The 23,445-nt window shown below is 62.8% G+C and carries 22 protein-coding genes and 2 pseudogenes; 11 read left to right on the top strand and 13 right to left on the bottom strand.

Annotated features, from left to right (window positions below; genetic code table 11):
- The first annotated feature begins 165 nt into the window (after positions 1-165).
- From REH34_RS17710 to mdoH, 8 genes are all read left to right on the top strand, one after another.
- Positions 166-1,017 (top strand): proline/glycine betaine ABC transporter permease, encoded by an 852-nt coding sequence (locus REH34_RS17710; RefSeq protein WP_226504165.1) that lies wholly within the window; start codon positions 166-168, stop codon positions 1,015-1,017.
- Positions 1,014-1,835: a glycine betaine/L-proline ABC transporter ATP-binding protein gene (locus tag REH34_RS17715; RefSeq protein WP_311968627.1), complete on the top strand. Its 822-nt coding sequence runs from the start codon at positions 1,014-1,016 to the stop codon at positions 1,833-1,835. Before REH34_RS17710 ends, REH34_RS17715 begins: the two co-directional genes overlap by 4 nt.
- A 12-nt stretch (positions 1,836-1,847) precedes the next feature.
- Positions 1,848-3,056, top strand: coding sequence for an imidazolonepropionase (gene hutI, locus REH34_RS17720; protein WP_311968628.1), 1,209 nt, complete (start codon positions 1,848-1,850; stop codon positions 3,054-3,056).
- A gap of 13 nt (positions 3,057-3,069) precedes the next feature.
- Positions 3,070-3,870 carry an N-formylglutamate deformylase gene (gene hutG, locus REH34_RS17725; protein ID WP_311968629.1) on the top strand — a complete coding sequence of 267 codons (801 nt, stop codon included), beginning with the start codon at positions 3,070-3,072 and terminating at the stop codon, positions 3,868-3,870.
- A gap of 112 nt (positions 3,871-3,982) precedes the next feature.
- Positions 3,983-4,954: a prolyl aminopeptidase gene (gene pip / locus REH34_RS17730; RefSeq protein ID WP_226504169.1), complete on the top strand. Its 972-nt coding sequence runs from the start codon at positions 3,983-3,985 to the stop codon at positions 4,952-4,954.
- Entirely contained in the window at positions 4,951-5,388 is a 438-nt protein-coding gene (gene dtd, locus REH34_RS17735) for a D-aminoacyl-tRNA deacylase (protein ID WP_311968630.1), read from the top strand. The genes pip and dtd overlap by 4 nt, the downstream gene beginning before the upstream one ends.
- Positions 5,389-5,652: 264 nt before the next feature.
- Positions 5,653-7,572 (top strand): glucan biosynthesis protein G, encoded by a 1,920-nt coding sequence (locus REH34_RS17740; RefSeq protein WP_311968631.1) that lies wholly within the window; start codon positions 5,653-5,655, stop codon positions 7,570-7,572.
- Complete coding sequence (mdoH, locus tag REH34_RS17745; protein ID WP_226504171.1) at positions 7,565-10,135, top strand: glucans biosynthesis glucosyltransferase MdoH; 2,571 nt, start codon at positions 7,565-7,567, stop codon at positions 10,133-10,135. The genes REH34_RS17740 and mdoH overlap by 8 nt, the downstream gene beginning before the upstream one ends.
- A gap of 104 nt (positions 10,136-10,239) precedes the next feature.
- Here the strand turns inward: mdoH and REH34_RS30240 are convergent, their stop codons facing one another.
- The 11 genes and pseudogenes from REH34_RS30240 to ubiE form a co-directional block, all read right to left on the bottom strand.
- Positions 10,240-11,112: a methyl-accepting chemotaxis protein gene (locus REH34_RS30240; RefSeq protein ID WP_409373333.1), complete on the bottom strand. Its 873-nt coding sequence runs from the start codon at positions 11,110-11,112 to the stop codon at positions 10,240-10,242.
- Positions 11,098-12,156 (bottom strand): annotated as a pseudogene (locus REH34_RS30245) (methyl-accepting chemotaxis protein); the annotation flags it as partial. The gene REH34_RS30240 and the pseudogene REH34_RS30245, both read right to left, overlap by 15 nt.
- 107 nt (positions 12,157-12,263) lie before the next feature.
- On the bottom strand, positions 12,264-12,971 hold the full coding sequence (locus tag REH34_RS17755; RefSeq protein WP_311968633.1) for a 16S rRNA (uracil(1498)-N(3))-methyltransferase: 708 nt from the start codon (positions 12,969-12,971) through the stop codon (positions 12,264-12,266).
- On the bottom strand, positions 12,968-13,759 hold the full coding sequence (tatC, locus tag REH34_RS17760; RefSeq protein ID WP_226504174.1) for a twin-arginine translocase subunit TatC: 792 nt from the start codon (positions 13,757-13,759) through the stop codon (positions 12,968-12,970). Before tatC ends, REH34_RS17755 begins: the two co-directional genes overlap by 4 nt.
- Positions 13,760-13,893: 134 nt before the next feature.
- A pseudogene (gene tatB / locus REH34_RS17765) lies at positions 13,894-14,283 on the bottom strand (Sec-independent protein translocase protein TatB); the annotation flags it as partial.
- A gap of 3 nt (positions 14,284-14,286) precedes the next feature.
- Positions 14,287-14,553: a twin-arginine translocase TatA/TatE family subunit gene (locus REH34_RS17770; protein WP_226504176.1), complete on the bottom strand. Its 267-nt coding sequence runs from the start codon at positions 14,551-14,553 to the stop codon at positions 14,287-14,289.
- A 24-nt stretch (positions 14,554-14,577) separates the two neighbouring features.
- Positions 14,578-14,913 carry a phosphoribosyl-ATP diphosphatase gene (locus tag REH34_RS17775; protein ID WP_226504177.1) on the bottom strand — a complete coding sequence of 112 codons (336 nt, stop codon included), beginning with the start codon at positions 14,911-14,913 and terminating at the stop codon, positions 14,578-14,580.
- Positions 14,906-15,307 carry a phosphoribosyl-AMP cyclohydrolase gene (hisI, locus tag REH34_RS17780; protein WP_226504178.1) on the bottom strand — a complete coding sequence of 134 codons (402 nt, stop codon included), beginning with the start codon at positions 15,305-15,307 and terminating at the stop codon, positions 14,906-14,908. Before hisI ends, REH34_RS17775 begins: the two co-directional genes overlap by 8 nt.
- A gap of 51 nt (positions 15,308-15,358) precedes the next feature.
- A complete protein-coding gene (gene ubiB, locus REH34_RS17785) occupies positions 15,359-16,966 on the bottom strand; it encodes a ubiquinone biosynthesis regulatory protein kinase UbiB (RefSeq protein ID WP_226504179.1) in 1,608 nt (535 codons plus the stop codon).
- Positions 16,963-17,586 carry an SCP2 domain-containing protein gene (locus REH34_RS17790; RefSeq protein WP_226504180.1) on the bottom strand — a complete coding sequence of 208 codons (624 nt, stop codon included), beginning with the start codon at positions 17,584-17,586 and terminating at the stop codon, positions 16,963-16,965. Before REH34_RS17790 ends, ubiB begins: the two co-directional genes overlap by 4 nt.
- The gene (gene ubiE / locus REH34_RS17795) at positions 17,586-18,356 is read right to left on the bottom strand and encodes a bifunctional demethylmenaquinone methyltransferase/2-methoxy-6-polyprenyl-1,4-benzoquinol methylase UbiE (RefSeq protein ID WP_226504181.1); all 771 of its coding nucleotides are present in this window, start codon (positions 18,354-18,356) and stop codon (positions 17,586-17,588) included. Before ubiE ends, REH34_RS17790 begins: the two co-directional genes overlap by 1 nt.
- Positions 18,357-18,493: 137 nt before the next feature.
- On the opposite strand from ubiE, the gene REH34_RS17800 reads away from it, so the two are divergent.
- The 3 genes from REH34_RS17800 (at position 18,494) to REH34_RS17810 (ending at position 20,389) form a co-directional block, all read left to right on the top strand.
- Entirely contained in the window at positions 18,494-18,769 is a 276-nt protein-coding gene (locus REH34_RS17800; protein ID WP_311968635.1) for a polyhydroxyalkanoic acid system family protein, read from the top strand.
- 184 nt (positions 18,770-18,953) lie between these two features.
- The gene (locus tag REH34_RS17805; protein ID WP_311972112.1) at positions 18,954-19,400 is read left to right on the top strand and encodes a phasin family protein; all 447 of its coding nucleotides are present in this window, start codon (positions 18,954-18,956) and stop codon (positions 19,398-19,400) included.
- An 11-nt stretch (positions 19,401-19,411) separates the two neighbouring features.
- Positions 19,412-20,389 carry a phasin family protein gene (locus REH34_RS17810; protein WP_311968636.1) on the top strand — a complete coding sequence of 326 codons (978 nt, stop codon included), beginning with the start codon at positions 19,412-19,414 and terminating at the stop codon, positions 20,387-20,389.
- A 189-nt stretch (positions 20,390-20,578) separates the two neighbouring features.
- Here the strand turns inward: REH34_RS17810 and REH34_RS17815 are convergent, their stop codons facing one another.
- Both REH34_RS17815 and phaC read right to left on the bottom strand, forming a co-directional pair.
- Complete coding sequence (locus REH34_RS17815) at positions 20,579-21,190, bottom strand: TetR/AcrR family transcriptional regulator (protein ID WP_226504184.1); 612 nt, start codon at positions 21,188-21,190, stop codon at positions 20,579-20,581.
- 546 nt (positions 21,191-21,736) lie between these two features.
- On the bottom strand, positions 21,737-23,419 hold the full coding sequence (phaC, locus tag REH34_RS17820) for a class II poly(R)-hydroxyalkanoic acid synthase (RefSeq protein ID WP_311968637.1): 1,683 nt from the start codon (positions 23,417-23,419) through the stop codon (positions 21,737-21,739).
- Positions 23,420-23,445: the final 26 nt, after the last annotated feature.

The following is a 23,445-nucleotide window of genomic DNA, read 5'->3' on the forward strand; positions in this document are numbered from 1 at the left end:
GGCATGCCGGCCGCTTTGCGAGCACGCTTTGCGCCACAGAGGTTCACCGTCCTGTGGAGCAAAGCGTGCTCGCGAAGCGGCCATCAGCAACAACGCAGTTCCCACAGTCAGCACAACGGTGTTTCATGAGGTCTGAGCCTATGCCAACCTGATCGAGATCCGCCTATGTTCCCGGACCGCTTCACCTTCTCCATCGCCGACTGGGTCAATGACGCAGTCGACGCCCTGGTCGGCCGCTACGGCGATGTGTTTCGACACATCTCCGACACCCTGCTGTGGGCGATCGTCAAGCTTGAAGCCGTGCTGCAACAGACGCCCTGGTGGCTGATGCTGATCATCGTCGGCCTGGTCACCTGGCACGCCACGCGCAAGGTATTCACTGCCGTCCTGATGGTCGCGCTGCTGTTCCTGGTGGGCGCAGTGGGGCTTTGGGACAAACTCATGCAGACCCTGGCGCTGATGGTGGTGGCCACCCTGATGTCGGTGATCATCGGCATTCCACTGGGTATTCTGTGCGCGCGCAGCAATCGCCTGCGCGCGGTGTTGATGCCGTTGCTCGACATCATGCAGACGCTGCCCAGCTTCGTGTACCTGATCCCGGTGCTGATGTTGTTCGGCCTGGGCAAGGTGCCGGCGATCTTCGCCACGGTGATCTACGCCGTGCCGCCGCTGATCCGCCTGACCGACCTGGGCATCCGCCAGGTCGATCGCGAGGTCATGGAAGCGGCCAACGCCTTTGGCGCCAATCGCTGGCAACAGTTGTTCGGGGTGCAGTTGCCGCTGGCGCTGCCGAGCATCATGGCCGGCATCAACCAGACCACCATGATGGCCCTGTCGATGGTGGTGATCGCCTCGATGATCGGCGCCCGCGGCTTGGGCGAAGATGTGCTGGTGGGTATTCAGACGTTGAACATCGGCCGGGGGCTGGAGGCCGGGCTGGCCATCGTCATCCTTGCCGTGGTCATCGACCGTATCACCCAGGCCTACGGTCGTCCGCGTCGCGGGGGCACTGTATGACTACGCCTAGAATCGAGCTGCGCAACGTCTACAAGATCTTCGGCAACCGTGAGCGTCAGGCTCTGGAGCTGATCCGCAGTGGCCAGAGCAAGGAGCAGGTGCTGGCCGCCACGGGCTGTGTGGTGGGGGTCAACGACTTGTCGCTGACGGTCAACGCCGGGGAGATTTTCGTCATCATGGGGCTGTCGGGTTCCGGCAAGTCGACCCTGGTGCGCCATATCAACCGGCTGATCGACCCCAGCAGCGGCGCCATCCTCATCGATGGCCAGAACGTGCTCGACTTCGATATGGCACAACTGCGCGATCTGCGCCGCCAACGCATCAGCATGGTGTTCCAGAGTTTCGGCCTGCTGCCGCACCGCACCGTGCTCGAGAACGTCGCCTACGGCCTCAAGGTGCGCGGCGAGAGCAAGGCCCATTGCCGCGAGCGTGCCCAGCACTGGGTGGCGGCCGTCGGTCTGCAGGGCTATGAACACAAGTGGCCCGAGCAGTTGTCTGGCGGCATGCGCCAGCGCGTCGGGCTGGCGCGGGCGTTGGCGGCGGATACCGACATCATCCTGATGGACGAGGCCTTCAGCGCCCTCGATCCGTTGATCCGTGCCGAAATGCAGGACCAGTTGCTGACCCTGCAAGGCACCTTGCACAAGACCATCGTATTCATCACTCACGACCTCGACGAGGCCGTGCGCCTGGGCAACCGCATTGCCATCCTCAAGGATGGCCGGTTGATCCAGGTCGGCACGCCGAGGAACATTCTGCAGGCGCCTGCCGACGACTATGTCGATCGCTTCGTGCAGCGCCGGACCGCGACGTTTTGAGGGCTTGCTCAGATGCATAAGAGGATTTGGCGGAACTGCCATGCCGCCACCATGGTGGGCGGCACTTATTCGATCATCGAGGACGCGGCCATCGTTACCGTCGGCGAGCGTATCGACTGGATCGGCCCGCGCAACGAGATCCTGGCCCAGCAGGGCGCCGAGGTTATCGACCTCGGCGGCGCCTGGGTCACTCCGGGGCTGATCGACTGTCACACCCACACGGTGTTCGGCGGTAACCGCAGCGGCGAGTTCGAGCAGCGCCTGCAAGGGGTCAGCTATGCCGAGATCGCTGCGGCAGGTGGCGGCATCGCCAGCACCGTTCGGGCCACCCGTGCGGCCAGCGAGGACCAGTTGTTCGCCAGTGCCCGGCAGCGTCTGGATGCGCTACGCCGCGACGGCGTGACCACGGTGGAGATCAAATCCGGTTACGGCCTTGATCTGGCCAACGAAGCAAAGATGCTGCGCGTGGCGCGGCGCCTGGGCGCTGAATTGCCGGTGACCGTACGCGCCACCTGCCTGGCGGCGCACGCGCTGCCGCCGGAATACCTTGAGCGCGCCGATGACTATATCGCTCATATCTGCGACGAGATGCTGCCCGCGCTGGCCGCCGAAGGGCTGGTGGACGCGGTGGACGCCTTTTGCGAGTACCTGGCGTTTTCGCCCGCGCAGGTCGAGCGGGTGTTCATCAAGGCCCAGGCGCTGGGGCTGCCGGTCAAGTTGCACGCCGAGCAGTTGTCGTCGCTGGCCGGCTCCACATTGGCGGCGCGCTATCAGGCGCTGTCGGCCGACCACCTGGAGTTCATGACCGAAGCCGACGCCATCGCCATGGCTGCCAGTGGTACGGTGGCTGTGCTGTTGCCAGGAGCCTTCTACTTTTTGCGCGAGACCCAGCTGCCACCCATGGATGCCCTGCGCGCGCACGGCGTTGCAATCGCCATCGCCAGCGATCTCAACCCGGGCACCTCGCCGGGGTTGTCGTTACGGCTGATGCTCAACATGGCCTGCACGCTGTTCCGCATGACCCCGGAGGAGGCCCTGGCCGGGGTCACCGTGCACGCCGCCAAGGCTTTAGGCTTGCAGGCCAGTCATGGTTCGCTGGAGGCGGGCAAGGTCGCCGACTTCGTCGCCTGGAACATCGAACGCCCTGCCGACCTGGCCTACTGGCTGGGCGGGGACCTGAGCAAGCGGGTCGTGCGACATGGCCTTGAAGTGACTTTTTGAGCAGGAGAACACTGTGGACAACGTATTCAGCTTCAAGCAGGGCACTGTGCCGCTGCTCATCAGCATGCCCCACGCGGGTCTGCGCCTGACGCCCACGGTAGAGGCCGGGCTGGTGCCCGAGGCCGCCGGGCTGCCGGATACCGATTGGCATATTCCGCGCCTGTACGACTTTGCCGAAGCCATGGGCGCCAGTCTGCTGAGCGCCGAGTATTCGCGTTTCGTCATCGACCTCAATCGGCCGTCTGATAACAAGCCGCTGTACGCCGGGGCTACCACCGGGTTGTTCCCCGAAATCCTGTTCGAGGGCGATCCGCTGTTCAAGGACGGCCAGGCCCCGAGCGACGAAGAGCGCGCCACCTACCTGCAAAAAATCTGGGGCCCTTACCACCGCGCCCTGCAAGCGGAGCTTGAGCGCCTGCGCAGCGAATTCGGCTATGCGCTGTTGTGGGATGCGCATTCCATTCGTGCGCAAATCCCCCATCTGTTCGACGGCCAGTTGCCAGATTTCAACCTGGGCACTTTCAATGGCGCCAGCTGCGACCCGAGCCTGGGTGCTGAACTGGAAGCGGTATGCGCCAGCAATTCAGCCTTTACCCACGTGCTCAACGGGCGGTTCAAGGGCGGCCATATCACCCGCCATTACGGCGATCCAGGCCGCAATATCCATGCGGTGCAGTTGGAGCTGGTGCAACGGGCCTATATGGAAGAGTTCGATCCGTTCAACTACCGCGAGGACCTCGCCGAGCCGACCCGCCAGCAGATCAAGGCGCTGCTGCAGACGATGCTCGACTGGGGCGCCAGGCGCTACGCCTGACCGGCCCGCGGTGGGGACGCGGATATCCCCCTATCTCCAGAAGGGACATGCGCCTGATGGCCTTTCAGGTTTATGATGGCCCCAGGAGCCTATTCCCTTTACGGAGCGCGTGATGCAGACCTTGTACCCGCAGATCAAACCCTACGCCCGGCACGATCTGGCCGTGGAAGAGCCGCATGTGCTGTATGTCGATGAAAGCGGATCGCCTCAGGGTTTGCCGGTGGTGTTCATTCATGGTGGGCCGGGGTCTGGTTGCGATGCCGCCAGTCGCTGCTATTTCGATCCGAATATGTACCGGATCGTGACCTTCGATCAGCGTGGCTGTGGCCGCTCGACCCCCCATGCCAGTCTCGAGAACAACACCACCTGGGACCTGATCGCCGACATGGAGCGCATCCGTGAGCACCTGGGCATCGACAAATGGGTGCTGTTCGGTGGCTCCTGGGGCTCGACCCTGGCGCTGGCCTATGCGCAAAAGCACCCGGAACGCGTCCATGGCCTGATCCTGCGCGGGATTTTCCTCGCCCGCCCGCAGGAAATCGAATGGTTCTACCAGGCTGGCGCCAGCCGCATGTTCCCCGATTACTGGCAGGACTACCTGGCGCCGATCCCTCAGGACGAGCGCGGCGACCTGCTGCAAGCCTTTCACAAGCGCCTGACCGGCAGCGATCAGATCGCTCAGATGCATGCCGCCAAGGCGTGGTCCACCTGGGAAGGCCGCACTGCGACGCTGCGCCCCAACCCGCTGGTGGTCGATCGGTTCTCCGAACCGCAGCGGGCCTTGTCGATTGCGCGCATCGAGTGCCACTACTTCACCCACAAAGCCTTTCTCGAGCCCAACCAGCTTATCCGCGACGTGCCAAAAATCGCCCATCTGCCTGCCGTGATCATTCACGGCCGATACGACGTGATCTGCCCATTGGACAACGCCTGGGAACTGCATCAGGCCTGGCCCAACAGCGAGCTGAAAGTAATCCGGGATGCTGGCCATGCGGCCTCCGAACCAGGGATCACCGATGCACTGGTGCGCGCGGCGGACCAGATGGCCCGGCGCCTGCTCGACCTGCCGCTCGAAGAAGCATGAAGGGTTTGCTGCAGCGCGTCAGTTCGTCGCGGGTCGAGGTCGCCGGTGAAATCGTCGGCGCCATCGATCAGGGATTGCTGGTGTTGGTGGCCGTGGAACCTGGTGATACTCAGGCAGCGGCCGACAAACTCCTGCACAAGCTGTTTAACTATCGGGTGTTCAGCGACGAGCAGGGCAAGATGAATCGCTCGCTCACCGATATAGAAGGTGGTTTGTTGCTGGTCTCGCAATTCACCCTCGCGGCCGACACCCAAAGCGGCCTGCGCCCGAGCTTCTCCACAGCAGCGGCGCCGGCCCTGGCCGCCGAGCTTTTTACCTATTTGCTGGACCAGGCAAGCTCTGTGCATGGCAAGGTGGCGAGCGGCCGATTTGGCGCCGACATGCAAGTCCACCTGGTAAACGATGGGCCTGTGACCTTCCTGTTACAGGTCTGAAAGCGCGGGAATCAGCGAATTGGCAATAAATATCTACATTTGTAGTAAAAAAACCTTATCTGCCCTGATGCGTTGTCTGACCGCGTGCTAGATAATCGCGCGCATCGGGGTCCGTTTCAGCGATCCATTTAGACCTGACTTGAGGGTGCTCCGTCGCCGCGTGGGGAATCATTACGCCCATTCGTAGTCGGAACATTGCTCGCCAACCCGGCAATCGATAGCTGGCCGTTGGTTTTATGATCTGTTTTTCGGCGAGGGTTGCTCGTGATTGTTAGTTCCTGTACTGCACCAAGAACACCAGGCAAGCGCCTGCGCAGCATCATGCTGGCCGGCTCTGCTCTGTTTTGCCTGTTCAGTGCCAGCCAACTCTGGGCTTTCAGCCTCGACGACGTAGCGGACAAGGCCAAGGACCTCGCGGCGAAGAAATACGAAGCGCCAAAAAGTAACCTGCCTGCGGTGTTCCGCGACATGAAGTTCGCGGACTACCAGAAGATCCACTTCCGTGCCGACAAGGCCGAGTGGGTCGACGACAAGACGCCTTTCCGCCTGTCGTTCTATCACCAGGGTATGCACTTCGATACACCGGTGAAAATCAACGAAGTGACCTCCACTTCGGTCAACGAGATCAAGTACGACGCCAATCGTTTCGATTTCGGTGATCTGCAATTCGATCCCAAGGCCACCGAGCAACTGGGCTATGCCGGTTTCCGCGTGACCTACCCGATCAACCGCGGCGACAAGCAGGACGAAGTCATGACCCTGCTGGGCGCGAGTTACTTCCGCGTGATCGGCAAGGGCCAGGTCTATGGCCTCTCGGCCCGCGGCCTGGCGCTCGATACCGCGCTGCCGTCGGGCGAAGAGTTTCCGCGCTTCACCGAGTTCTGGGTCGAAAAACCGAACCCGGACGACAAGCAGCTGATCATCTATGCGCTGATGGATTCGCCGCGCTCCACCGGTGCGTATCGCATGGTGCTGCGCCCGGGTACCGACAGCGTCCTCGACGTGCAATCGCGGGTCTACCTGCGTGACCATGTCAGCCGTCTGGGCATCGCGCCGCTGACCAGCATGTTCCTGTTCGGCTCCAATCAGCCGTCCAAGGTCCTCAACTATCGCCACGAGTTGCACGACTCTACCGGCCTGTCGATCCATGCTGGCAATGGCGAGTGGGTCTGGCGTCCGCTGAACAACCCGAAACATCTGGCTGTGAGCAACTTCATGGTCGAGAACCCGCGTGGTTTCGGTCTGCTGCAGCGTGGCCGCGATTTCAGCCGCTATGAGGATCTTGACGACCGCTACGACAAGCGCCCGAGCGCCTGGGTCGAGCCGCGTGGCGACTGGGGCAAGGGGACCGTCGATCTGGTCGAGATCCCGACTGCCGACGAAACCAACGACAACATCGTTGCCTTCTGGAACCCGGAAAAAATGCCGGAGCCGGGCGAGCCGCTGGACCACAACTACCGCATCCACTGGACCATGGACGAATCCGAGCTGCACTCGCCGGACATCGCCTGGGTCAAGCAGACGCTGCGCTCCACTGGCGACGTCAAGCAATCCAACCTGGTTCGTCAGCCGGACGGCAGTGTTGCGTTCCTGATCGACTTCGAAGGGCCGGTGCTCAAGTCGCTGCTCGACGACGCCAAGGTGCGCAGTCAGGTCAGCGTCGGCGACAACGCCGATCTGCTCGAGAACAGCGTGCGCTACAACCCGGTCACTCAGGGCTGGCGCCTGACCCTGCGGGTCAAGGTCAAGGACACCAGCAAGTCTGTGGAGATGCGTGCAGCGCTGGTCCAGGACGCTTTGCCGGGTGATGCCACCGACGAGTCCGCCAAGACCGAACTGGCCCGCGGCGCGAAAGCCAAGGCCAAGGCCGACGCTGAGGCAGTCAAGGTCACCGAACCTGCAGCCAATGGTGAAGCTGGCAAGGACAAAGGCGTAGCCAAGTCCGACAAGCCGGCGGATGCCAAGGCCGATGCTAAAGCTGACGCGAAGGCCGACGCCAAAGCGGATGCAAAAGCAGATGGCAAAGCAGATGCCAAAGCTACCGACAAGACCGCTGATGCTAGCAAGCCTGGCGATGCAAACGCCCAGCCTGATGCCGCAGCCACTCCGTCCACCCCGGAACCGATCAAGACCGAACAAGTCCTGACCGAGACCTGGAGCTACCAGTTGCCAGCCGATGAGTAATTCCCAAGCACAGCCAGAGTCGCTGCACGAATACCTGGCCCACTTGCCCATGAGTGAGGAGCAGCGCGCCGAGTTGGCGAGCTGCACTTCCTTCGGTGAACTGCACGAGCGCCTGTCGGCCTCCAGCGTCGGCACCGATGGTCAGGCTGCGGCCGGGCATCGCCTGACGCTCAACAGTGCGGCCGAGCTCGACGAGCACGGCCTGTTGGTGTTGGACGCCAACGGTCGCGTGCGGATCAAGGCGACCCCGCCGATCAACCGTACCAAGGTCGTCCCGGAGCCTTGGAAAACCAACGTGCTGGTACGCATGTGGCGTCGCCTGACCGGCAAGCCAATCGGCCCCGAACCGACCAGCGACAAGCGTGACCTGCCCAAGGCACGCTGGCGCTGGGTCGGTTCGACTCGCCGCTACATCCTGCTGATCCTCATGCTGGGCCAGACCATCGTTGCCGGCTACTACATGAAAGGCATCATGCCCTACCAGGGCTGGGCCATGGTCGACCTGCAGGAAATCGCTCATCAGCCTTGGCTGACGTCAGCGCAGCAGGTACTGCCCTATGTGTTGCAAACCAGCATTCTGGTGCTGTTCGGTATCTTGTTCTGTTGGGTGTCGGCGGGTTTCTGGACCGCACTCATGGGCTTCCTCGAGTTGCTGACCGGGCACGACAAGTACCGCATTTCGGGTGCCAGCGCCGGTAACGAGCCGATCGAGCCCGGTGCTCGCACCGCGCTGGTGATGCCGATCTGCAACGAAGACGTGCCGCGGGTGTTCGCCGGCTTGCGCGCGACGTTCGAATCGGTAGCCGCCAGCGGTAACCTCGATCGCTTCGACTTCTTCGTGCTCAGCGACACCTACGACACCGACATCGCCGTTGCCGAGCAGCAGGCCTGGCTCGACGTCTGCCGCGAGACCAAAGGCTTCGGGCGGATCTTCTATCGCCGCCGTCGCCGTCGCGTCAAACGCAAGAGCGGCAACCTCGACGACTTCTGCCGTCGCTGGGGCGGCGATTACCGGTACATGGTGGTGCTCGACGCCGACAGCGTCATGAGTGGCGAATGCCTCTCGGGCCTGGTGCGGCTGATGGAAGCCACACCGGATGCCGGGATCATCCAGACCGCGCCGAAGGCGTCGGGCATGGACACCCTCTATGCGCGCATGCAGCAGTTCGCGACTCGCGTCTACGGCCCGCTGTTCACCGCTGGCTTGCACTTCTGGCAGTTGGGTGAATCCCACTACTGGGGGCACAACGCGATCATTCGCATGAAGCCGTTCATCGAGCACTGCGCCTTGGCGCCGCTGCCGGGCAAGGGTGCGTTTGCCGGGGCGATCCTGTCCCACGACTTCGTCGAAGCGGCGTTGATGCGGCGTGCCGGTTGGGGTGTATGGATCGCCTACGACCTGCCAGGCAGCTACGAAGAACTGCCGCCCAACTTGCTCGACGAGCTCAAGCGCGACCGTCGCTGGTGCCACGGCAACCTGATGAACTTCCGCCTGTTCCTGGTCAAGGGCATGCACCCGGTACACCGCGCGGTGTTCCTGACCGGGGTGATGTCCTACCTGTCGGCGCCGTTGTGGTTCTTCTTCCTGGTGCTGTCGACGGCGTTGCTGGCGGTCAATACCCTGATGGAACCGGCGTACTTCCTCGAGCCGCGGCAGCTGTATCCGCTGTGGCCGCAGTGGCATCCGGACAAAGCCATTGCGTTGTTCTCGACCACTATCGTGCTGCTGTTCCTGCCCAAGCTGCTCAGCATCATTCTGATCTGGGCCAAGGGCGCCAAGGAGTACGGTGGGCGCTTCAAGGTCACCCTGTCGATGCTGATGGAGATGCTGTTCTCCATGCTGCTGGCGCCGGTGCGGATGATTTTCCACACCCGTTTCGTGCTGGCGGCCTTCCTGGGCTGGGCAGCGACCTGGAACTCGCCACAGCGCGATGACGACTCGACGCCATGGAGCGAGGCGGTCAAGCGCCATGGTCCGCAGACGCTGCTGGGCTTCCTCTGGGCCGTTCTGGTGGTCTCGTTGAACCCGAGCTTCCTGTGGTGGCTGATTCCGATCGTCGGTTCGCTGATGCTGTCGATTCCGGTGTCGGTGATTTCCAGCCGTACCAACCTCGGCTTGCAGGCCCGTGACGAGAAACTGTTCCTGATCCCCGAGGAATACTCGGTACCCCAGGAATTGGCTTCCACCGATGCCTACACTCACGAAAACCGCTGGCATGCGCTCAAGGACGGTTTCGTCCGGGCAGTGGTCGATCCGCGGCAGAATGCCTTGGCCTGTTCACTGGCCACGGCACGTCACGGCCAAGCCGAACCGATCGAGTGGATGCGCGCCGACCGTGTGCGCACTGCGTTGACGGTAGGGCCAGAGAAGCTCGACAGCGCCACGCGCCTGTACTTGCTCAGCGATCCGGTGGCGCTGTCGCGTCTGCACTCGCAAGTGTGGAGTGATCAGAACGAAGCCTGGTTGGGCGCCTGGCGCAAGTCGGTCGCCGCTGACCCGCATGCGCCGTTGTTGCCGTTGCAGCCGGACGCAGTGGTGCCGCAGAACATGGTCAATGCCTGATCTGTAGCCGTAATGCAAAAGGCCCGGGATATTCTCCCGGGCCTTTTTTATTGGGCGACGCTGATGGCCTCTAAGCGGGCCTGCCCGCGAAGGTGCCGCCCGGATCAGACCCGGAACCGCCCCACCAGCGACTGCAAATGCGTGCCCAGCCGCGCCAGCTCGACGCTCGACGCCGCAGTCTCCTCACTGGCTGCAGAGGTCTGCTCGGACACATCGCGCACATTGATCACGCTGCGATTGATCTCTTCCGCCACCGCGCTTTGCTGCTCAGCGGCCGTGGCGATCTGCTGGTTCATCGACTGAATCGCTGACACCGTCTGGGTGATGCTCTCCAGGGACACGCCGGCCTTGCGGGTCAGTTCGACGCTGCTGTCGGTCAATTCCAGGCTATTGTCCATGGCGCGGGTGACTTCCTGGGTGCCATTCTGCAGGGCGGTGATCAGCGCTTCGATCTCCTGGGTCGAAGTGTGAGTGCGCTGCGCGAGGCTGCGCACCTCGTCCGCCACCACGGCGAAGCCGCGCCCGGCTTCGCCGGCTCGGGCTGCCTCGATGGCGGCGTTGAGCGCCAGCAGGTTGGTCTGCGCGGCCACCGACTTGATCACATCGAGGATGCCGCCGATCTTGTCGCTCTCTTGCTTGAGGTGGTTGACCGCCTCGCTGGAGTGCCCCACTTCGGCGGCCAGGCGCTCGATCTGGGCAATTGCCTGATTGACCACCCTGTCACCCTCGCGGGCTTGCTGATCGGCCGCTACAGCGGCTTCAGAGGCCTGCTCGGCATTGCGGGCGACCTCTTGCACTGTGGCCGCCATTTCGTTCATCGCCGTGGCCAGTTGATCGGTCTCGACCTTCTGACTGGTCACCCCGGCGCTGGTCTGCTCGGTAACTGCCGACAGCTCTTCGGCGGCGCTGGCGATCTGCGTGACACCGTCGCTGATACCGCTGACGAGGCCGCGCAAGGCCAAGGTCATGCGCTGCATGCTCTGCTGCAACTGGCCCAGCTCGTCGCGGCGCTGCACATCAAGGTTGTGGGTCAGGTCGCCGTTGGCGACGCGGTCTACTGCCAAGAGGGTCTGCTGCAGCGGCACGGTGATTTGCCGAGTGATGAGCCACGCCGCGAGTATCCCGAACAGCAGGGCCAGCACGGCGGCGGTGCTGAGCAGCACCTTGCCTTGTCGGGTGTCGGCATCGCGTTTTTCGGCCTGCGATTTCTCCAGTTCGGTGCTGTATTCCAGCAGTTGGTTGCCTGCCGTTTGCATGCGATTGAGGGCGGTCAGCTGACTGACTTGCGCGGTATGAAATTGGTCAACGGCGGCCCGATAGCCAAGGAACCCGGTGGTGGCTTCCTTGAAGTCTCCCGCGAACTGTTCCGGGAGTTGTTTGGAGAGGACGTCGATAGTGCCAAGCGCTTTGGTGATGGCATCTTGAGCGGGCTGCTCGGCCTCCGGCGCCGCGCTGTAGGTGTATCCGCGTACCTGGAAGCGCGCCTGCTGCAGCTGTTTGCTGAGGTCAACGATGGCGGTGTACAGCGCCAGATCCGCGGACTGCAGCAACGACTGCTCCACCGCATTGATGCTGGCAACGGCGCGATCGGCAGTCGCCCCCAGTTGCGCGCGCGCCGCCTCGCGGGCTTGCACGGCCTGATCCATGGCGGCGAACGCGCTGCGATATTCGTTGGTGGCAGTGGTCTGCTTTTCAAGCAAAACCTGATCGCTGCGCACGGCCATCAGCCCTTGGGCCTTGCGCACGGCGGCGTCCACCCGTGCCAGTGCAGCGGTCACCTCTGGGGCGCCTTTGAGGCCTTTGTTGAACTCGTAGCTGATGCGCGCGATACGCAGATCGCGCGTGGCATTGCTGACCTCGCTGATGGAGGCGAGCTTGTCGCCGCGCGAGATCAGGCTGTCGAGCCCGGTCCAGCCAGTGGCAGCGATTATCACGGTAAGCACCAGCACCAGGCCGAAGCCCAAGGCGAGTTTGGTTTTGACGGGGGTGTTGGCGAGAGAGCGGGCAGCCCAACTTGACATATGAAGCACTCCATTGCGTGGCAGACGCGAGAGGGACGGATAACCCCAAGCGTATCGGCCTGGGGCAGCAATCCTTGACCAACAGAGCTGCTGAGAATCGAATGAGCTTAGTACAAGCGGGCGAGAAGCGCCGTGACTGCAGTTTCAACGCGCAAGATGCGCTCACCCAGCTGCACCGGCTGCAGGCCGGCCTTGGCCAGCAACTCGACCTCGTAGGGGATCCAGCCGCCTTCGGGACCAATGGCCAGGGTCACTGCGGTGTCGACGGCGCGGGGGCAGGGAGGGTAGTCGCCTGGATGGCCGACCAGACCCAAGGTGCCATCAGTAATGGCCGGCAGCCTGTCCTCGACGAAGGGCTTGAAGCGCTTTTCGATTACCACGTCGGGCAGGACGGTGTCGCGGGATTGCTCGAGGCCGAGGATCAACTGCTCGCGGATGGCCTCGGGCTCTAGAAAAGGGGTCTGCCAGAAGCTCTTCTCGACCCGATAGCTGTTGACCAGTATCAAGCGCGGCACGCCCATGGCGGCGATGGTCTGGAACACCCGGCGCAGCATCTTCGGCCGGGGCAGGGCCAGCACCATGGTTAGCGGCAGCTTGGCCGGCGCGGGCTGGTCCAGGCTGATCTGCAGTTCGGCTTCGCCAGCCGATAACCTCAGCACCTCCGCGCGGCCCATCAGGCCGCCGATACGGCCGACGCGCAGGCTGTCACCGACCGCCACCCGCTGCACTTGCTGCATGTGGGTCAGCCGGCGATCGCGCAGCACAACTCGGTCCGCCGCGCTGAAGTCGGCCTCTTCGAGCAACAGCAGGTTCATGGGCGCGTCGCGGGCGGCTGGTCGTTGCTGTCGGCTTGTTCGGCGTCTTCATGATCGCTGCGCTTCTTGATCATGCCGGCAAACAGTACGCCGACCTCGAAGAGCATCCACATCGGCACCGCCAGCAGGGTCTGCGAGAAGATATCCGGTGGAGTCAGGAGCATGCCGACCACGAAGCAGCCGATGACCACGTAGGGGCGGGCCTTTTTCAGATACTTGACGTCGACCACGCCGATCCACACCAGCAACACCACCGCCACGGGGATTTCGAACGCCACGCCAAAGGCGAAGAACAGCGTCATCACGAAGTCGAGGTAGTTGGTGATATCGGTGGCCATCATTACCCCGACCGGGGTAGCGCTGGCGAAGAACTTGAAGATCAGCGGAAACACCAGGAAGTACGCGAAGGCCATGCCGGCATAGAACAGGACGATGCTCGATACCAGCAAGGGAACGGCGATGCGCTTTTCGTGCTTGTACAGGCCGGGTGCGATAAAGCCCCAGATCTGATGCAGGATCACCGGAATCGACACGAACAGCGACACCATCATGGTCAGCTTGAACGGCGTCAGGAAGGGCGAAGCGACGTCGGTGGCGATCATCGTCGAGCCCACGGGCAAGAACTCGCGCAGCGGGGCCGAGACGATGGTGTAGATCTGTTGAGCGAAGGAGAACAGCCCGGCAAAGACCAGGAAGATCGCTGCAACGCAGCGCAGCAGGCGCGTGCGCAGTTCGGTCAGGTGCGAGACCAGCGGCATGGGCTGGTCGTTTTCCGGGATTTCGCTCATGGGGCTCGTGGGGGCAATGAGGTTTCGGTGGCAGGCTTTTCAGTCTGAGGCTTGGGCGTCGGCACCGTTTCGCTGCTGGCGGCGTCGGCCGAGGTCAATGGCGGCACGGGCAGGGGGTCGCTGACGGCGTGAACCGGCTCGACTGGCGCGGGTGCGGGTTGCTCGAGGGCCAGGTGCGGCTCGCTGGCAGCCACCGGTAGCGGCGCAGCGGCAGGCGGGTGAGCCTCGGTGGCTGGCGCTTGCGCTGCTGGCGGCTGCGCAGGCTTAGGCTGGGCCGCCTGCGGGTTGAGGATTTTGCGCGCTTCTTGTTCCAGCGACAAAATATGCTCGTTGTGCAGCTGCCGGCGGATTTCGTCCGCGCCGATTTCGCGCTCTACTTCGTTCTTGATGGCATTGAAGCTGCGCTTGAGGCGACCGATCCACAGGCCCGCCGTGCGTGCTGCACCGGGCAGGCGCTCGGGGCCGAGCACCAGCAGGGCCACCAGACCGACGAGCAGTAGTTCCGTAAAGCTGATGCCAAACATAGATCAGTCTTTCCTGATGGGCTCTTCGACTTTTTGGTGTTGGCCGTCGATGGTGTGTGGCTGATTCAGTGGCGAGGTCGCCTGTGGATGCACTGGCTGTACCGGCTCTACCGTCGGCTCGTGCGGTTTTTCGTCATCGTTCATGGCCTTGCGGAAGCCCTTGATCGATTCGCCGACATCGGTGCCGAGGTTCTTCAGTTTCTTGGTACCGAATATCAGCACGACGACCACCAGAATGACGATCCAGTGTTTCCAGTCAAAAATACCCATAGTGCAGCTCCTCGAGAAAATTCGTTAGGCAGATGGCGTGCGAGCGGCCTTCTCGTCATGGCCCGACAGGCCAAAACGGCGGTCCAGCTCGTCGAGTACCGCCTGCGGATGTTGACCGAGGGCGGCCAGCATCACCAGGCTATGAAACCACAGATCGGCGGTCTCGTAGATGACATCACTGCAGTCGCCACTGACAGCGGCATCCTTGGCGGCAATGATGGTCTCGACGGATTCTTCGCCGACTTTTTCCAGAATCTTGTTCAAGCCCTTGTGGTACAGGCTGGCGACATAGGATGAATCGGCAGCGGCGCCTTTGCGCGCTTCGAGCACCTGGGCCAGGCGCGTCAGGGTGTCAGTCATGGGCAGATCCTGCCTGGTAGATGGCGTGCGGGTCCTTGAGGACAGCGTCGACGGTGTTCCACTGGCCGTCGGCGTACACGCGATAGAAGCAGCTTTCACGGCCGGTGTGGCAAGCGATATGGCCGATCTGCTCGACCATCAGGACGATCACGTCAGCGTCGCAGTCCAGGCGCATTTCGTGAAGGATCTGCACGTGGCCCGACTCTTCGCCTTTGCGCCACAGCTTGCCCCGGGAACGGGACCAATAGATGGCACGGTTTTCGGTGGCCGTCAGGCTCAGTGCTTCGCGGTTCATCCAGGCCATCATCAACACGCGCCCGGTTTTGTGATCCTGGGCGATGGCCGGTACCAGGCCATCTTCATTCCAGCGGATCTCGTCCAGCCAATCTTTCATCTTCGACTCCGGCAACAAGGCCTCTAGTGTGCCAGTGCTAGGCGCCACTGGCTATCGGCGAACGACCAGATACAAGCCGCTGCCCAGCATCAGCCAGCAGGGCCAGGCCTGTATCGAGTCGATGAGCGGCCCGGTCGCCGCCAGCGTAGCGCCGCCCACCAGCAGCAAGGCACCAGCGATGCGCAGCAGCCAGCCATCCGTATGGTGCCGCCAGTCAGGCTGTTTGTTCTTGCGGTGGGGTTGAGCGTTGCGTTCGAGCAGGTCGCGGGTCATGCCGATCAGGTGCGGTATCTGTTCGAGTTGCGTCTGCGCGCTGTTGAACAGCGATTTGGGGCTCACGCGTTCGCGCATCCAGCGCTCCAGGAAGGGCTGCGCGGTGCTCCACAGGTCGAGTTCCGGGTACAGCTGACGGCCCAGGCCCTCGATGTTGAGCAGGGTTTTTTGCAGCAGCACCAGTTGCGGCTGGATTTCCATGTTGAAGCGCCGCGCCGTCTGGAACAGGCGCATGAGCACCTGGCCGAAGGAAATATCCTTCAGCGGTTTTTCAAAGATCGGCTCGCACACGGTGCGGATGGCCGCTTCGAATTCATTGAGCTTGGTTTCGGCGGGCACCCAGCCGGAGTCGATGTGCAGCTGGGCCACGCGCCGGTAATCGCGCTTGAAGAACGCGAACAGATTGCGTGCCAGGTAATCCTGGTCTTCGGGGGTGAGGCTGCCGACGATCCCGCAGTCGATGGCGATGTACTTCGGGTCCCACGGGCTGACGGTGCTGATGAAAATGTTGCCGGGGTGCATGTCGGCGTGGAAGAAACTGTCGCGAAAGACCTGGGTGAAGAAGATCTCCACGCCGCGTTCGGCGAGCAGTTTCATGTCGGTGCGCTGATCGGCCAAGGTCGCCATATCGGTGACCTGCACGCCGTAGATGCGCTCCATCACCAGCACTTTCGGCCGGCACCAGTCCCAATAGACCTGCGGCACGTAGAGCAGCGGCGAACCTTCGAAATTGCGCTTGAGCTGGCTCGAGTTGGCGGCCTCGCGCAGCAGGTCGAGTTCGTCGTAGATGGTTTTTTCGTAATCGCTGACCACGTCCACCGGATGCAGCAGGCGGGCGTCGGCCGACAGACGTTCGGCCCAGCCGGCGAGGATGAACAGCCAGGCCAGGTCCTGGCCGATGATTGGCTTGAGGCCCGGGCGCACTACCTTGACGACCACTTCGTCGCCGTTTTTCAGACGGGCGCTGTGAACCTGCGCCACCGAGGCCGACGCCAAAGGCTCGACGTCGAAGCGGCTGAATACCGAGGTGATCTTTTGCCCCAGTTGCGACTCGATCAGCGCCATGGCCTGTTGCGGATCGAAGGGTGGCACGCGGTCCTGCAGCAGCATCAATTCATCGGCGATGTCTTCGGGCAGCAGATCGCGGCGGGTGGAGAGGATCTGCCCGAACTTGATGAAGATCGGCCCCAGGTCCTGTAGCGCCAGGCGCAGGCGGGCACCACGGGTCAGCTCGAGTGTTTTGCGCGGGAACCAGCGCCAGGGCATGGCGAAGCGGGTGATGCGCAGGAACCAGGGCAGGGGCAGGGCGAAAATCAGGTCATCGAGACGGTAGCGGATCACGACGCGCTGGATGCGCAACAAACGGCGGACGGCAAGCAGCTTCATGCGTTATCGCTGGAGTCGAGGGATCGGGAGAGGCGCTCAATACGCGCCTCGAGGCGTTCGGTGTCGATCTTGAGCTGGTCGAGCTCGGCGAAGCGGGCTTCGGCTTCGCGCTTGCCCACCAGTGTCCGGGATTCTTCGGCCAGGTACTCGCCGAGGTTGTTGCTCAGGCTGTCGAAGCCCTGGCGTGCCCAGCGTGCGCGGCTGTTGAGATGCCCGCTGAGCAGCGGCGTGGCCACCGGGCCGAGCCATTGCGACAGCTCGTATTCCCAGTCGAGCTCCAGGTCCTGCAGCACCTTGACCAGATCGATGAGCACGGCGCTGTCGCCGCTCAGATCGACCTGCGGGCTGTGCAACACGGCGGTCTTGTCCTTGCTCAGGCCCAGCTGGATCAGGCTCGAGGCTGGCGCGCGCAGCACGCAATCGGCAGGCGCCGCCCAGTGGCTGGCCAGCAGCAGGCCCTCGTCGCTGGGCAGGATGAACAGCTGCAGCGCCGGGTTGCGGCAATCGATCTCGATCACCTTGCCCTGCAATCGCGCCAACCGTGGCAGGGCGGTGCTGTCCATGCGCAGCACGCGGTTGAGGCCGTGCTCGACGCTGGCGATCAGGCCGCGCAGCAACATCAGGGTTTGATACCGCGGTGCAGCGCGACGATGCCCGAGGTCATGTTGTGGTAGGTGACGCGGTCGAAACCGGCCTGCACCATCATGGCCTTGAGGGTTTCCTGGTCGGGGTGCATGCGGATCGACTCGGCCAGATAGCGATAGCTCTCGGAGTCGTTGGTGATCAGCTTGCCGGCCAGTGGCATGAAGGCGAACGAATAGGCATCGTAGACCTTGGACATCAGCTTGTTGGTCGGCTTGGAGAACTCCAGCACCAGCAGGCGGCCGCCCGGCTTGAGCACGCGCAGCATCGAGGCGATGGCGTCTTCCTTGTGGGTGACGTTGCGCAGGCCGAAGGCGATGGTCACGCAGTCGAAGTGGTTGTCCGGGAAGGGCAGTTTTTCAGCGTCGGCCTGGACGAACTGGACGTTGCCAGCCACGCCGAGGTCGAGCAGGCGGTCGCGGCCGACCTTGAGCATGGAGGCGTTGATGTCGGCCAGTACCACTTCACCGGTCGGGCCGACCAGGTGCGAGAACTTGCGAGCGAGGTCGCCGGTACCGCCCGCGATGTCGAGCACCTTGTTGCCAGTGCGCACGCCGGACAGTTCGATCGCGAAGCGTTTCCACAGGCGATGCATGCCGCCCGACAGCACGTCGTTCATGATGTCGTACTTGGCCGCTACCGAGTGAAACACCTCGGCGACCTTTTCGGCCTTCTGGCTTTCGGGCACATTCTTGTAGCCGAAGTGCGTGGTGGGTTCGGCATCGCTGCCTTTGCGCTGATCATTCATATCGCTGTCACCGGAAAAAATTACTGCCATTCTAATCCTCGGTAGCCGCCTTTGTCTTGGCAAGCCTCAGGCTGATCGCGCATTGCTTGATCCGGGCTACTATAGGCACCGTTATTATTATCGTCCCAGGGGGTTGAATGAGTCGGATCAGCGTGGAGCGCAAACACAGCCTTGGGCGCGAGGTGGCAAAGCAGAAGGCCGAGTTGCTGGTGGAAAAGCTGGTCAGCAAATACGACGTCAAGGCGCATTGGCAGGGCGATACCGTGGAGGTCAAGCGCAGCGGCGCCAATGGTGTGATCAGCATCGACGACGACACCATTCGCGTGGATCTCAAGCTCGGCATGATGCTGTCGATGATGAGCGGCACCATCGAGTCGGAAATCGAACGTGTGCTCGACAAGGCTCTGGCTTGAGATCGACTGACGTTTCGCGGGCAGACCCTGCTCCCACTCAAGCGCGAGTCTGGGCGTGCAGTTAGGGTGAGGATTCTAAATTGGCGGGCTATGGTGAGTGCACGCCCTGAAGTGTGTGGGTACGGATATCCCTTCAAGCATGAGGTGCACCATGGCAACCGCCCCGCTGAAAAAAGCCGTAGCGCTGAAAAAGACGGCCCTGAAAAAAGACGTCACCCCCCTGGTGCGCAAAGCCCAGGCGGTGAAGACCGATACGGTCGTCGAGGTTCGCTCCTATGCCCGCAAGATCTGGCTCGCCGGGCTCGGCGCTTATGCCAAGGCCGGCAAGGAGGGCCTGGATTACGTGAAGGAACTGATCAAGGCCGGCGAGGGCGTCGAGAAGGATGGCAAGAAGGTCATCGACAAGGAGTTGAAGGCCGCCAATTCGCAGATCGATGCCGCCAAGGATGAGGTCGCCGAGGCCAAGGGCAAGGTCGAGGTGCAGCTCGACAAGCTGGAAAAACTCTTCGATGTGCGCGTCGCCAGCGCCCTGAATCGCATCGGCATCCCCTCCCGGCATGACGTCGATACACTCTCTGCTAAGCTCGATAAATTGACGGCATTGGTCGAACGTGCCGCGCGTAAACCATAAAGGAGAGCGGGATGGCTGGTAAGAAGAAGGTCGAGAAAGAAGGCACCTCCTGGATCGGCGGTATTGAAAAATACTCCCGGCAGATCTGGCTCGCCGGTTTGGGCGCTTATTCGAAGATCAGCAACGACGGCACCAAGCTGTTCGACACCCTGGTGAAGGATGGCGAGCAGGCCGAGGCGCAGGCCAAGACCGAAGTCGACAAACAGGTTGATACGGTGAAGAGTTCGGCCAAGTCGGCGCGTTCGCGGGTCGGCGACGTCAAGGATAAGGCACTGGGCAAGTGGAGCGAGTTGGAAGAGGCGTTCGAGACCCGCTTGAACAGCGCCATTTCGCGCCTGGGCGTGCCGAGCCGCAACGAGGTGAAAGCCCTGCACAGCAAGGTGGATACCCTGACTCGCCAGCTCGAGAAGCTCACGGGCGAATCGGTACGTGCGCCAGCGGCCAAGCCGGCGACAAAAGCTGCGGCGGCCAATGATGCGGCCAAGCCAGCGACCAAGACAACCAAGGGTGCGGCCAAGCCGTCGGCCAAGGCGGCTAGCGCGAGCAAGCCGTCGACCAAGACGGCTGCCAACGGCGCCAAGCCCGCGGCAAAAGCCCCGGCCAAGGCGGCGAGCAAACCTGCGGCGAAAACCGCCGCGGCCAAGCCTGCGGCTAAAGCGGTAGCGGGAGCCAAGGCTAAAACTGCTGCCGCCAAGTCGGCCGCCAAGGCAGCAGCGGCCAAGCCCGTAGCCGCGGCCAAAACGGCAGCGGCGAAAACCACTGGGGCAGCCAAGGCCACTGCGGCCACAACCACGGCAAGTGCCAAAGCTGCAGCGCCGAAAACCGTAGCAGCCAAGCCCGCAGCCAAGGCCAGGTCAGCGGCCAAGCCCGCTGCCAAAAAGCCCGAGCCCGCCAAGGCTGAAACCACGGCCGCAGGGGCCTCCTCGACATCACCCTCTACCCCGCCAGCAACGGGCTCGGCGCCAGCGACGCCGGCGGCTCAGTCGTAGTGTAGCGAGGGGGCTTTGTCCGATTACGGTGTATCAGCTGCGTTGACGCGGCTGACACTCTTTCGGGGTCGCGCCCCGTTCCTACAAGGTTTACGGCCAGTCCAGCAGACACGAATCGATAAGCGTTGTCCGGGCGGGCCTTTTTGCGTCCATAACCTTCTCGCACAGCGGGGGGCGCCACTGGATTGGTCAATTGAGATACTGCAACGCCAGCCGCTCCGTGGCATGGCGCGATTGCGCATGCAGGTGGGGCGCCACCAGCATCATCACCTGATACACCACCACCCCGGTCTCGCCTGACTGGCCGATGATGCGCTGGTAATCGAGCGAGAACACTAGGGTCAAGGTGATCTGTTCCACCAACTGCCCCAGTGCCTGGGTGTCGCTGGCCAATAATCCCTGGGCCTTCAGGTTGGCCAGCAAGGACGCCAGCGTGCGTTTGATCGCATCCAGTAGGCTGCGCACGCCGCGCGCCAGCTTCGGCAAGCGCCCGGCCAGGTTTGACAGGTCCTGGAACAGAAACCGATAGCGGGCCATGCGCTCGGCGATCAGGTGCAGGAACAGCCAATAGTCCTCGGGCGCCAACTGCACCTCATCGGGAGGGTTCAGCAGCGGCGTCAGTTCCTCTTCGAATCGCTCGAACAGCCCCAGGATCAAAGGCTCCTTGCCATGGAAGTGGTAGTACAGATTGCCTGGGCTGATTTCCAGTTCGTTGGCGATCTGCAGGGTCGTGACGTTGGGTTCGCCCAGTTGGTTGAACAGCGCCAGGGTGCATTCCAGTATCCGCTCGCGGGTCTTCATCGCAGGAAGGCGCCCCTGTCCAGTCGTCTAGTCTTGTGCCAGAGCGGCGGGCCTCTTCGCGGGCAAGCCTCGCTCCCACAGGTGTGCGACTCAAGTTTGGCGAGTTCTGTTGGAGGCTCTATGGTTCGAGGCAAGCAGTGCCGGCCTCTTCGCGGGCAAGCCTTGCTCCCACAGGTGTGCGACTCAAGCTTGGCGAGTTCTGTTGGAGGCTCTATGGTTCGAGGCAAGCAGTGCCGGCCTCTTCGCGGGCAAGCCTTGCTCCCACAGGTGTGCGACTCAAGTTTGGCGAGTTCTGTTGGAGGATCTATGGTTCGAGGCAAGCAGTGCCGGCCTCTTCGCGGGCAAGCCTTGCTCCCACAGGTGTGCGACTCAAGCTTGGCGAGTTCTGTTGGAGGATCTATGGTTCGAGGCAAGCAGTGCGGGCCTCTTCGCGGGCAAGCCTTGCTCCCACAGGTGTGCGCCTGCGCAACTGAGCACTCTGTGGGAGCAAGGCTTGCCCGCGAAGGGGCCATCCGCAGCACTGAATGGCCCACAGGCAGCACCGGCTCAGTCAGCCAGCACATAAGTACCCGGCGCCGGATCCTTCGGCGGATGCAGTTCGCTGCCCAAGGCCATCTGGGTTTCACGCAATGCCCCGGAGCGCTCCTGCACCCAGGCCAGCCACTGCGGCCACCAGCTGCCATCCACAGGCTTGGCGTCGTAATACCAGGCGCGCGGATCGCTGCTCATCTTGGGGTTTTCGAGGTGGTTGGCCTTAGGGTTGCCCGGCGGATTGAGGATGCTCTGGATGTGCCCGCTGTTGGCCAGCACGAAGCGTCGCTCACCCCCCAGCAACAGGCTGGAGCGATACACCGAGTCCCACGGGGTGATGTGATCGTTGCTGCCCGCCACGCTGAAGCTGTCGACGTTGACCTTTTGCAGATCGATCGGCGTGCCGCACACCTCCAGCCCGCCCGGCCGAGTCAACGGGTTGTGCTTGAAGAAGTCCAGCAGATCACCATGCAGCGCCGCAGGCAGACGGGTGTTGTCGTTGTTCCAGAACAGCACGTCGAAGGCTGGCGGCTCCTTGCCCAGCAGGTAATTGTTGACCCAGTAATTCCAGATCAGATCGTTGGGCCGCATCCAGGCGAACACCCGCGCCAGCTCGCTGCCTTCGAGCACGCCCTGCTGGTAGGAGCGGCGCTTGGCCGCTTCGAGCGTCTGCTCGTTGACGAACAACGAGGCCGGGCTGTCGATCTGGCTGTCAAGCAGGCTCACCAGGTAGGTCGCGCTGGACACCCGTGCCAGCTGCCGCTTGGCCTGCAAGTGCCCCTGCAACGCCGCGATGCTCAAGCCCCCCGAGCAGGCGCCGACCAGATTCACTTCGCGGCTGCCAGTGATCGCGCGGCAAGCGTTGAGCGCTTCTTCCAGCGCCTGCACGTAGCTCGACAGCCCCCACTCGCGGTGGCGGCCGTCGGGGTTGCGCCAACTGACGACGAACGTCTGCAGATTGTGCTTGAGGGCGTACTGCACGAAGCTGTTGGCGGGCGACAGGTCAAAGATATAGAACTTGTTGATCTGCGGCGGCACGATCAGCAGCGGGCGCCGGTACTGCTTTTCACTCATCGGGCGGTATTGGATCAGCTCCAGCATCTCGTTGCGAAACACTACGGCGCCGGGCGTGGTAGCGACTGTCTTGCCGACCTCGAAAGCCTGCTTGCCGATCTGGCTGGGCAGGCCGTGGTTATGCCGCAAGTCGTCGAGCAGGTGGTTCAGGCCCTTGACCAGGCTGGTGCCGCCGGAATTGAAAATCTCCTTGAGGGCCAGCGGATTGAGCAGCGAATTGGTCGGCGAGAGGGCGTCGTTGACCAAGGCAAAGACAAAATGCGCGCGAGCGCGGTCATCGTCGGACAACTGGCTGTTATCGATCCATTGTCGGGTTTCGGCCTGCCACGCGAGGTAGGCCTGCAGCCCGCGGCGGTAGAAGGGGTTGAGCGACCACGTCGGATCGCTGAAGCGCTGGTCACCGGGGTTGGGGGCGTGCAGGGTTTCGCCCAGCAGCACGCGGCCCAGCTGGCTGCCCAGATTGAGCGCGTGGCGGGCGCTATGGATCGGATGCTTGATACTGTGGCGGGCAACGCTGCGCAAGGTCGAAACCAGGTCGCGCCCGCCCAGCCCGCTGATCACGCTCTGGGCGTTGATGAAGGCCGCGGTGGTGGACACCGTAGGCGGGGCAGTCTTGTTCTTCATGGCGCTACACTCCTTCGTTCAGCCGT

Origin of the sequence: Pseudomonas baltica (genome assembly GCF_031880315.1) — a bacterium.
Taxonomy (GTDB): Bacteria; Pseudomonadota; Gammaproteobacteria; order Pseudomonadales; family Pseudomonadaceae; genus Aquipseudomonas.